The organism is Vreelandella sp. L-25 (genome assembly GCF_056857535.1).
The window spans coordinates 1-7516 of sequence record NZ_JBSXNH010000006.1 but is presented as its reverse complement, the minus strand read 5'-3'; the positions used below and the strand labels follow the sequence as shown (position 1 = coordinate 7516).

Genomic DNA, 7516 nt, shown 5'->3' with positions numbered 1-7516 from the left:
CAAGAAAACCATCGGTTACGGACTGCCGGACTTCGCAGAGGAACTCAACTACGGAGTCGATCTATCAACCATCTGAGGGTGGTATCAGATTGATGGGGTGAAGGTGCCCCATCAACCATTAAATCCGTATACCCAAAAAATAAAGCCATTTACTAATGGGTTCGAAAGTAAGCGAACATCATTTATAATGTAGGCTCCGTTCGCCAAGCTTATCGGATATTTACACACATGCGCCACGATGACGGTCGTAAACTTGATCACAAAACATTAGAAGCCATTCGCGTTCGCGCCGTTCAACGGGTCATGGATGGCGAGAGTCCAGAAGTCGTCATCAAAGCGCTGGGGATGAGCCGAGCACGAATCTATGAATGGCTGGCTGCCTACCGCGAGGGTGGCTTTGACGCGCTCAAGGCCAAGCAGATTTCCGGTCGTCCCAAGAAACTGAGCGGTGCTCAGATCCGGGAGCTGTATATCTGGATAACGACCTTTACGCCGGACCAGTTGAAGTTTGATTTTGCCCTGTGGACTCGGGGCCGAGTGCGTGAGCTCATCCGGCAAAAGTTCAACGTCCGGTTAAGCGATGTCTCGGTCGGTCGTCTGCTTCGAAACCTGGGGCTGACGCCTCAGAAACCCCTGCATCGGGCCTACCAGCAAAAGCCAGAGGCCGTGAAACAATGGAAAGAAGAGACCTACCCGGAAATTCGCAAGGAAGCAAAAAAAGTCGGCGCCACCATCTATTTCGGCGATGAAGCCAGCATTCGGTCTGATTATCACAGTGGCACCACCTGGGCACCCAGGGGTGAAACTCCGATCATCCGTAATACGGGCAGTCGCTTCAGCATCAATCTGATCTCGGCCATCTCGCCTCGCGGCGAGCTTCGCTTTAAGACCATTCAGGGCAACATGAACACCGATGCGTTTCTTGGTTTCCTCAAGGCTCTGGTGCAAGACGTTGACAAGCCGGTTTTCCTGATCCTCGATAACCACCCGGTTCATCATGCTCGTCGGGTTCGAGACTATGTTGAGAGTCTCGACGGCAAGCTCAGGTTGTTCTTCCTGCCGCCGTACTCGCCGGAGCTGAATCCTGACGAGTCTGTTTGGGGCTATATCAAATACCATCACGTCGGTAAAAAGATCATTAACAGCAAAGAACAACTTCGGAGCACTGTTTACCGGCAGCTTCGACGTTTGCAAAAATTGCCACGACTATTGAAATCGTTTTTTGGCCATCCGGATTTGGCTTATATCTCCGGGTAATGTTCGCTTACTTTATTTCGAATTAGTAAGTGCAAGGCTGTCCTTGCCCACCCTTAAGGCCACACCTTGAATTGCTGCCCGTTTCCAGATCCACCCCACCATAGTCAGCACCTGGAAGCGCGACCTATTGGAGAGCGCGTCCGACCTCCTCGAAGGCAAGAGTATAGTCGGTAAGCAATTCGATGAACTCAGCACGGACGAACTGTACCGTGAGATTCGCCGACTGACGGTGGAACGCAATTTTTGTTGCTTAAGCTCCTGGGTGGCTCGTTCCACTTTGGCTGAGCTCCATGTATTTCACAGAGCCCTTCGGAAAATCCTTGCGAACCAAAAGCACTTCATCAACCTGTCACGTCAGTGACACGACAGTGTCATCTCTCAGCTTTACCGTTCAATTGTAACTCGCAATACGGCGAGCTTATTTATTGCAAAAGGTGATCCTGTGGCGCCAACTCAATCAACCAATGTGATGCTTCGAGTCGAGAGTATGGGCGTAACCTACCCGGGAAACGTCCTCGCGCTCAAACCCACCAACGTTCACTTTCACAAGGGCGAATTCACCGTGCTACTGGGACTTTCAGGCGCGGGTAAATCCACTCTGCTTCGTTCACTGAATCACCTGGTTAAGCCCACAACCGGGAAGGTTGTGTCTGGCGAGTTTGGTGAACTGACCAACCGTAGAATCCTGCGACAGCACCGCAGCCGCACCGCCATGGTGTTCCAGCATCACCAGCTGATCGAACGATACACCGCGTTACAGAATGTGCTGACAGGCAGACTTGCGTATCACGGTACTTGGCGAAGCCTGCTTCCCCTGCCCCGGCAGGACCTGGAGTTGGCTCTGCAATGCCTCGACCGCGTAGGTCTGGCTGACAAAGCGCTTTCCCGAGTAGATCAGTTGTCCGGCGGCCAGCAGCAGCGGGTTGGAATCGCCAGAGCATTGGTGCAGCAACCATCCATGATTCTTGCCGATGAGCCCGTTGCCAGCCTGGATCCGGCCACTTCTGAAAAGGTACTCGGCCTACTGCGCGATATTTGTCAGGAAGATGGAATCACCGCGGTTATTTCCTTGCACCAATTGGAATACGCCCAGCGTTTTGCAGACCGGATCATCGGCCTTTCGAACGCTCATATCGTTTTTGACGATGCTCCTGAAAACCTGAAATCGAAACACCTGGACGAGATTTACCACCGTTCACCCAGCGTGGTAGCTGCGGAAGGCAAACCAGCCATCCATAAACCTAAGACCACCCCGATAACGACAGACGTACTGGAGATAGCACAATGAAGACAATGATTCACTCTTTGCTGGCTCTGATAATGATGCTCGGCATCCATTGGTCAGCCCATGCCGCAGATACAGACCCTGATCTTTTGAAAGTTGCCTTGCTGCCGGATGAGAACGCGTCAGAACTGATCAAGCGAAACCAACCTTTGAAGGATTACCTGGAAACCACTCTTGGTAAGGAAGTAGAACTGATTGTTACCACCGATTACTCCTCCATGATCGAAGCCATGCGTTTTGGCCGAATTGACCTGGCTTACTTTGGTCCGTTGTCCTATGTGATGGCCAAGAGTAAGAGTGACATTGAACCCTTTGCCGCCATGGTGGTAGACGGGAAGCCGACTTATCGCTCCATCATTATTGCCAATGCGGACTCTGGCGTTGGCTCCTTCGCGGATATCAAAGGCAAGAAAATGGCCTACGGTGACCGCGCATCCACTTCCAGCCACCTGATCCCCAAGACCGTACTCCTTGAGAAGGCAGAGCTCGAAGCCGGAAAGGACTATGAGGCTCATTTCGTCGGTAGCCATGACGCTGTTGCGGTTAACGTCGCCAATGGCAATGCCGACGCCGGAGGGTTGTCCGAAGTTATCTTCGAGCATGTGATGGACAGCGGTTTGATTGATCGGAGCAAGGTCAAAGTGCTGGGCTACAGCGGTGACTTTCCTCAATACCCCTGGGCCATGCGTTCGAACCTGGCCCCTGAGCTGAAGAGCAACATTCAGAAAGCCTTTCTGCAGATCGATGACCCGGAGATTCTCGACAACCTGAAGGCTGAGGGATTCGCGGCAATTACCGACGAAGATTACGATGTCATCCGCGCTATGGGTGGCCTGCTCAATCTTGATTTCGCAAAAATGTGAGGAGTGCCCCATGAACTATACAACGAAGGAACCGGCGACTCTGTCGCCGGCCCCGTCGGCCTCCGTGCTGGATGAGCACGCGAAAGGCTGGCGGAAAAAACTCGGACAGTCGCTGTTAGTGCTGCTCATCATTTTTGTCGCAAGTTGGCACGTAGGGCTGCTCAATTTCAATACACTTGCCAATGGCGTGCCAGCCATAGGCACACTCATTGGCGAATCTCTTCCACCTGACTTCACCAATGTGGCCAGCTGGGTGTCGCCGTTAATCGACACGCTTGCGATGAGCATTGCCGGTACTGCCATTGCAGTAACCTTGTCTGTGCCACTGGCATTCCTGGCTGCGCGCAACACCTCTCCACATCCGGTGGTGTTCCAAGTAACTCGAACCCTTTTAAACGGTTTGCGTTCAGTCCCGGAACTGATCATGGGCATCATCTTCGTGGCTGCTGTTGGTTTTGGGGCGTTGCCTGGCGTACTGGCGCTCGGTCTTCACTCCATTGGCATGGTTGGAAAGTTTTTTGCCGAAGCGATTGAGCATGTAGATGAGGCGCCAGTGGAAGCGGCCGATGCTGCCGGCGCTACTCGCTTGCAGGTGCTCTATCACGCCGTGCTGCCACAAGTACTTCCTCAATTCGCGGACGTGTCCATTTATCGCTGGGAATACAATTTCCGTGCCTCGACCGTAATGGGCATGGTGGGTGCCGGTGGTATTGGCTTCGAATTGATGGGCTCGCTGAGAATCATGCAGTATCAGGAAGTCAGCGCCATTCTCATTGTCATCTTGTTGATGGTCACCGTCGTGGACAGTCTCAGTGGCCGCCTTCGTAAGAAATTCAAATAAGGACCGTCTATGAAACCCAAGGTTGTGATAACCCATAAGATCCATGACAGTGTTCTGGATGAACTTGCCCAAGATTGCGAGCTGGTCACCAACCAATCCGGCGCCACGTTGCCCCAGGAGGAAGTGGCTGCGCGCGTTGCAGACGCTGATGCGATGATGGCGTTCATGCCAGACCGAGTTGGAGTGGAGTTCCTACAGGGGTGTCCGCGCTTGAAGGTGATTGGTGCAGCCCTGAAAGGCTATGACAACTTTGATGTGGATGCCTGCACGCGTCATGGGGTTTGGCTGACATTTGTACCGGATTTGCTAACCGTGCCTACTGCAGAGCTAACGGTCGGGCTGACGATCAGTCTCACCCGACAAGTCAAGGCGGCGGACCACTTCGTTCGATCCGGTGAATTTACTGGCTGGACACCACGCTTCTATGGGCAGGGGATCGAAGGCTCACGGATTGGTATTGTGGGTATGGGGGCCATCGGCCAAGCGGTGGCGCAGCGCCTGAACGGATGGGGAGCGGATTTAATCTATTCCCAGCCGGAACGTTTACCCGTGCAGCATGAGCAGGCACTGGGTTTGTCCCATACTCCCCTCAAGATGCTGCTGGCCCAGTCAGATATTGTGATCCTGGCAATGGCGCTCAATGAGCAAACCCTCCACACCATTAATCGCGAAACGCTAACAGGAATGAAACCGGGCGCATTCCTTATCAATCCCTGCCGTGGATCTGTGGTGGATGAGGGTAGTGTTCTGCAAGCGCTTCAATCCGGTCAGTTGGGGGGGTACGCCGCTGATGTGTTTGAGATGGAAGATTGGGCGAGAGAAGATCGTCCGAGGGAGATCGCCCAGGGGCTCAGGGCCCACCCCAACACGCTGTTTACTGCTCACATCGGATCGGCAGTCAGCCAGGTGCGTCTGGCTATCGAGCAACGCGCTGCTCGGAACATTCTGCAAGTGCTTCGGGGTGAGCGGCCGGGTGATGCGAGCAATGATCCCAGTGGCCGCGAGAGCGGTCCATGCTGAATCTTGTCTGGCTGAAGAGTTTCGTGGCGGTGCTGGACCACAACGGGTTTCAGGCCGCAGCCCGCCAGTTGGACATCGCACAACCCACACTGTCCCAGCACCTTCAAAAACTCGAAAACCAACTTGGCGTTTTATTGGTCCACAGGGGGCGCTCTGGCTGTGAGCCAACCCGGGCTGCCTTAACCTTGTTGCCTTTTGCCCGAAGTCTGCTCCGGCTGGAGGAGCAGGCGAGATCTTCCATTATGGAGGCTCGACTTCGCGTTGGGGCGAGCTCCAATATTGGGATTTATATGCTCCAGCCCTACATCCGTCGTTACAAGGAGCTGGGCGTAGGGCCCGAGGTGGATGTGGTAATAGATTCCAATCCGACTATTGCACGGCATTTATCGGACGGTGAGCTGGACGTGGCGATTATGGAGTGGTGGCATGATCTACCCGGATTCCATGCTCAGGCGTGGCGTAACGAGCCCGTTGTTCTAATCGTTCCGCCTGGTCACCCGTTAGCCCGTCGAACCGATATCGACCGCGATACGCTGTCTAACATGGCTCTGATCGGCGGCGAACCCGGCACCGGCACTGGCCGGCTTTTGGCGACCTACTTCGGTGAGCATGGGCCATTTCCGACGGTATCTATGCAGCTGGGTAGCACCGAAGCCGTCAAGCAAGCGGTTAAGGTCGGACTTGGCGCATCGTTGGTGCTTGAAAGTTCTGTACGGGAGGAGGTCCAAAATGGAAGTCTGGTGGCTATTCCCGTGAGTGAGCCTGGCCTTAGCAAGGAGCTGATGGTGATTTATCCGAGCAGCCTGGACAAACACAGGCCAGTATACTCGTTTGTTGGGCATCTCTGTGAATAGCTATTGGGTCCACCTCACGCATATCTAGCTGGGAATGCAGATACTGAGCCTCACGCTCACTTCGACAACGCAGTATTCCGTCATCTGCATATCGGCAGAATGGGATATCCGGATGACGAACGGTCAGCCAACGATCCAATGCATAATGCAGAAACAGGTTTGCCAGAACTGGCGATAACGGGCCACCTTGTGGTGTGCCAACGTTCCGTCGTTCCTGCTTACCATCTTTCGTCTGCATCGGTGCCGTTAGCCAGCGCCTCACATACAGCAGCACCCAGGATTCAGAGCAATGGTGGTCAAGGGCCTTGAGCAATAGCTCATGATCAATATGATCAAACAAGCCACGGATGTCATACTCCAGCACCCAGTCCCTTTCCCAGCACCGATTTCGCGTGATCGCAAGCGCATCATGCGGGGATTTCCCGCGCCGATACCCGTACGAGTCCACATGAAAGACAGGTTCCAGGATAGGTTCCAGCGTCATAGTAACCACAGTTTGCGCTATACGATCGCTAACCGTGGGTACCCCGAGCAATCTTTCTCCTCCACTTTTCTTCGGAATTGGAACTGCTTTGACGGACAGTGGGAAATAGCTGCCGGACGACATCCGATTCCAAATTAGATAGAGGTTCTTACTTAAGTCTCGATCAAAGTCCTGAATCGTCTGGCCATCTACACCGGCCGCACCTCGATTTGATTTAACGCGCTGATACGCCTTCCATACCTGGCGCTTGGAATTTTTTTCTCTAATTGCGGAAATACCGAAATTAGATAAAACACAGCACGCCCCTCAGTTAGTAATATGGCTGCATTGTTAATATTCGAGGTTGTGCCCATGGCTAATAATCACAAGGTAATGACAGTTCGCGTAGATCAGCTGATTCTTTCACCTGAACTATCCGTTGACTATCGTCACGTCTTGACCAGTTTGCGATATCGATCGAACAGCTTTTCTTCCATCCCCCATGACATTCTTCTTGAATTCATTATGGCCCACCCACCAATTGGGTATATGGATGGCGAATACTTTCACGTGATTAGCAATATCAGAACACTCGGTATCAAACCCTTCTTACCAGAAAATGCTCAGATTCGAGTTATAGTAGATGAGACTCTCTGTCAGTCCGACATTGAGCTTATTTCAGTGCAGAGAGAATTGTTCAACTTGATCGTTTTCAGTATGAATGGACAGATGTTTGCGAGCGCATTAGCAGGTTTGTGGGATGTATCAGCCAATGCCAGATTTAAAAAAATAGGGTAAGCGGATTAAATGGTTGATCTTACCTTTGCATGAGAGTGAGACAGACCGGCATCTCATCGGATTATCTGGTTGATGCTTCACCTACTGCTGGTGCATGTTTCCTTCGCTAATTCCAGCAAGAACCCCACACGCCTC

Annotated in this window: 8 protein-coding genes; 7 read left to right on the top strand and 1 reads right to left on the bottom strand. The window is 52.8% G+C overall.

Annotation, left to right across the window (positions count from 1 at the left end; all coding sequences use genetic code 11):
* Positions 1-228: 228 nt before the first annotated feature.
* The 6 genes from AC13CN_RS00160 to AC13CN_RS00135 all read left to right on the top strand — a co-directional run bounded on the left by AC13CN_RS00160 (position 229) and on the right by AC13CN_RS00135 (position 6120).
* Positions 229-1257, top strand: coding sequence for an IS630 family transposase (locus tag AC13CN_RS00160; RefSeq protein ID WP_054645368.1), 1029 nt, complete (start codon positions 229-231; stop codon positions 1255-1257).
* 442 nt (positions 1258-1699) lie between these two features.
* Positions 1700-2545, top strand: coding sequence for a phosphonate ABC transporter ATP-binding protein (phnC, locus tag AC13CN_RS00155; RefSeq protein ID WP_011784779.1), 846 nt, complete (start codon positions 1700-1702; stop codon positions 2543-2545).
* A complete protein-coding gene (gene phnD / locus AC13CN_RS00150) occupies positions 2542-3405 on the top strand; it encodes a phosphate/phosphite/phosphonate ABC transporter substrate-binding protein (protein WP_041154771.1) in 864 nt (287 codons plus the stop codon). The genes phnC and phnD overlap by 4 nt, the downstream gene beginning before the upstream one ends.
* Before the next feature lie 10 nt (positions 3406-3415).
* Complete coding sequence (gene phnE / locus AC13CN_RS00145; RefSeq protein WP_058579627.1) at positions 3416-4246, top strand: phosphonate ABC transporter, permease protein PhnE; 831 nt, start codon at positions 3416-3418, stop codon at positions 4244-4246.
* Between the two features lie 9 nt (positions 4247-4255).
* The gene (locus tag AC13CN_RS00140; protein ID WP_236874474.1) at positions 4256-5266 is read left to right on the top strand and encodes a phosphonate dehydrogenase; all 1011 of its coding nucleotides are present in this window, start codon (positions 4256-4258) and stop codon (positions 5264-5266) included.
* A complete protein-coding gene (locus AC13CN_RS00135; RefSeq protein WP_011783503.1) occupies positions 5260-6120 on the top strand; it encodes a LysR family transcriptional regulator in 861 nt (286 codons plus the stop codon). The genes AC13CN_RS00140 and AC13CN_RS00135 overlap by 7 nt, the downstream gene beginning before the upstream one ends.
* Here the strand turns inward: AC13CN_RS00135 and ltrA are convergent.
* Positions 6035-6871 carry a group II intron reverse transcriptase/maturase gene (ltrA, locus tag AC13CN_RS00130; protein ID WP_233420336.1) on the bottom strand — a complete coding sequence of 279 codons (837 nt, stop codon included), beginning with the start codon at positions 6869-6871 and terminating at the stop codon, positions 6035-6037. The genes AC13CN_RS00135 and ltrA overlap by 86 nt on opposite strands.
* Positions 6872-6955: 84 nt before the next feature.
* On the opposite strand from ltrA, the gene AC13CN_RS00125 reads away from it, so the two are divergent.
* Positions 6956-7381, top strand: coding sequence for a hypothetical protein (locus AC13CN_RS00125; RefSeq protein WP_058579624.1), 426 nt, complete (start codon positions 6956-6958; stop codon positions 7379-7381).
* Positions 7382-7516: the final 135 nt, after the last annotated feature.

What these genes read in the sequence shown, in the direction of transcription:
- AC13CN_RS00160 (WP_054645368.1), top strand. Translation starts at nt 229, where the DNA reads ATGCGCCACGATGACGGTCGTAAACTTGATCACAAAACATTAGAAGCC.
- phnD (WP_041154771.1), top strand. Translation starts at nt 2,542, where the DNA reads ATGAAGACAATGATTCACTCTTTGCTGGCTCTGATAATGATGCTCGGC.
- phnE (WP_058579627.1), top strand. Translation starts at nt 3,416, where the DNA reads ATGAACTATACAACGAAGGAACCGGCGACTCTGTCGCCGGCCCCGTCG.
- AC13CN_RS00140 (WP_236874474.1), top strand. Translation starts at nt 4,256, where the DNA reads ATGAAACCCAAGGTTGTGATAACCCATAAGATCCATGACAGTGTTCTG.
- AC13CN_RS00135 (WP_011783503.1), top strand. Translation starts at nt 5,260, where the DNA reads ATGCTGAATCTTGTCTGGCTGAAGAGTTTCGTGGCGGTGCTGGACCAC.
- AC13CN_RS00125 (WP_058579624.1), top strand. Translation starts at nt 6,956, where the DNA reads ATGGCTAATAATCACAAGGTAATGACAGTTCGCGTAGATCAGCTGATT.